This window comes from Pseudoalteromonas sp. S558, assembly GCF_005886635.1.
Taxonomy (GTDB): Bacteria; Pseudomonadota; Gammaproteobacteria; order Enterobacterales; family Alteromonadaceae; genus Pseudoalteromonas; species Pseudoalteromonas aliena.
In genome coordinates this window covers 1-1,986 of record NZ_PNDU01000495.1, presented here as the reverse complement: position 1 = coordinate 1,986, position 1,986 = coordinate 1, and the positions used below count along the sequence as shown (strand labels likewise).

General features: G+C 37.5%; 2 protein-coding genes. Both read right to left on the bottom strand.

The window, feature by feature from the left end; genetic code table 11:
- Window positions 1-29: 29 nt before the first annotated feature.
- A complete protein-coding gene (locus CWB66_RS21055) occupies window positions 30-500 on the bottom strand; it encodes an SMI1/KNR4 family protein (protein WP_138586968.1) in 471 nt (156 codons plus the stop codon).
- Window positions 501-518: 18 nt separating this feature from the next.
- On the bottom strand, window positions 519-1,856 hold the full coding sequence (locus CWB66_RS23005) for an RHS repeat-associated core domain-containing protein (protein WP_289508521.1): 1,338 nt from the start codon (window positions 1,854-1,856) through the stop codon (window positions 519-521).
- Window positions 1,857-1,986 lie beyond the last annotated feature (130 nt).

Genomic DNA, 1,986 nt, shown 5'->3' with positions numbered 1-1,986 from the left:
GGGTGTCTAGTTTATTGTTTGTTTTCAACTTAATTATTCAACTCTAAGGAAGTTGTGATTTTTTCTAACAAATAAGTTCCAAAATCATCTGCGATTAAGTATTCTTCTTCAGTTTCAGGGTGCCACTCTAAAACATCGGCCTCTAGTTCTGAATTATCTTTGTGCGCATTTAAAACAATATATGTACCATCATCAATGCTGCCTATAACTATCATATCATCAGGTAAACCATACTCTTCTCGAGTCGATAATGTAAACCAAATTCCATCAGGTACTGTAGAATCTATAATATCGTTATTAATAACACCGTAAAATTCTTGCCCTGCAATATTTCCAGCCCCTAAAGTTTTTAAAAACCTCTTGTATGTAGGTGGAAATTTCAGTTCTAAAATAGACTCAGCTTCTAATATCAGATCATCTCCTCTTACCCCAACGAAAAAGCTATCCTCAGGATTGTCATCTATAATTGACAATGCTTGTTCAAGTTCTTTTATGCTCATAAAATCCACCTTTTATATTTATGAAAACCCTTTTTCTCGCTGCTTCCAATAATCTTTTTTAAATAGTTCAAAATCTTTATCATCTTGCGTTTGAATTCTTTTATCTAGCTTACTTCTTACTTTTCCTTTTTTATCTCTATATAAATACTGATCTTTATTTTCAATATCTACCTTTCCTTCAAACAGCTTCTGTTGCCTGTAATCTGATTTATCTTTAACTCTATCATTTCTAAAACTTTTCTGACCTGGTTGATGCAACCTGGCTGTTTCTTTTTTGTGTAAAGTTTCTTCTATTTCAGTTAAAGAACCCCGTTTACCTGTTCTTTTATTAAGCTCTACTTGAGTGTTATGATGTAATTGAAGTGGCTTACCATCAGGGCCTATAGGCGCCAAACCACTTTTCATTCTATCCTTATTTGTCCGTCCCATTACATCTTTTTTGTTCATATCTATTAACTCATCTCTCTGATAAACATTTCGAGGAGAATGGTTCCCTTTCACTCTACCAGTCTTAGGTATAATGAGTTCTTTTTTAACCCAAAGCTTATTTGGAGTTTTGACAACGCTTTCCGTAACAGCACCTTTTGGAATAACCTGCCCTATTTTAGCCCCATTCAAAACAGTCTTACCGCCAGCTAATGTTGCAGCAATTTCAACCGACTTATGCGTCATTGTAGCAAGTGCTGGTGAGTCTGTCGCTTCTAGTACCCTATCACCAAGTGCTGACATATTGTCTTCATAATACTCTTGTACAATAGGAGCTAACTTCTCTGATACGGCTTGTCCTGCATCAGTAAATGGGCCTATTTGATTGGATTGTACACTTTCTATGGTATGAACCGCTGCATCTACATCACCTCCTGACATAGCGAGAGTGGCAATACCTGCACCGCCGGCTACAATATCAACGACTGTGTTTAATAATCCAGAAACAAATAAATCAAGCCCACCTATAACTGCATCAAAAGCATTAATCTGCTCAACCATCTCATCAGCGGTGCACCCTGATTGCTCTTGTTTACAAATATTTTCTATTTGGCTTCTAAGATCACCTGAAATCTCTGGCTTTGCATCAAGCGCTGCTTTTACTTTTGCCTGCCCCTCTTTACACAACAACCCCATTGGATCAACCCAATTCACCGGATTTGGTGCATATTGGTAATGATTTATGCCGCCCACTAATCCAATTGGGTCTTGGTTTATAAAACGCTGTTGTTTGGGGCTGTAGTAGCGGTAGCGGTTGTAATGTAGGCCGCTCTCTTCATCTAAATATTGCCCTTGAAAACGGATTGGCTGAGTAAAACTGCTTTCTTTATTAAAGTCAGACTCGGCTTCTGGTTCTTCATAACCATACACATCGGCTTGATTTTCCCATACTACTTCTGCTTTATTATCCCCCTGTGTCAGGATAGTTGTCGCTTCTAACTTTTAATAGAGGCAGATAAAATGAGACGTCGATTTACACAAGAATTTAAAGTTCAAGCTG

Bases quoted from the DNA above. Each gene is read 5' to 3' on its own strand.
- CWB66_RS21055 (WP_138586968.1), bottom strand. From the start codon at position 500: ATGAGCATAAAAGAACTTGAACAAGCATTGTCAATTATAGATGACAAT.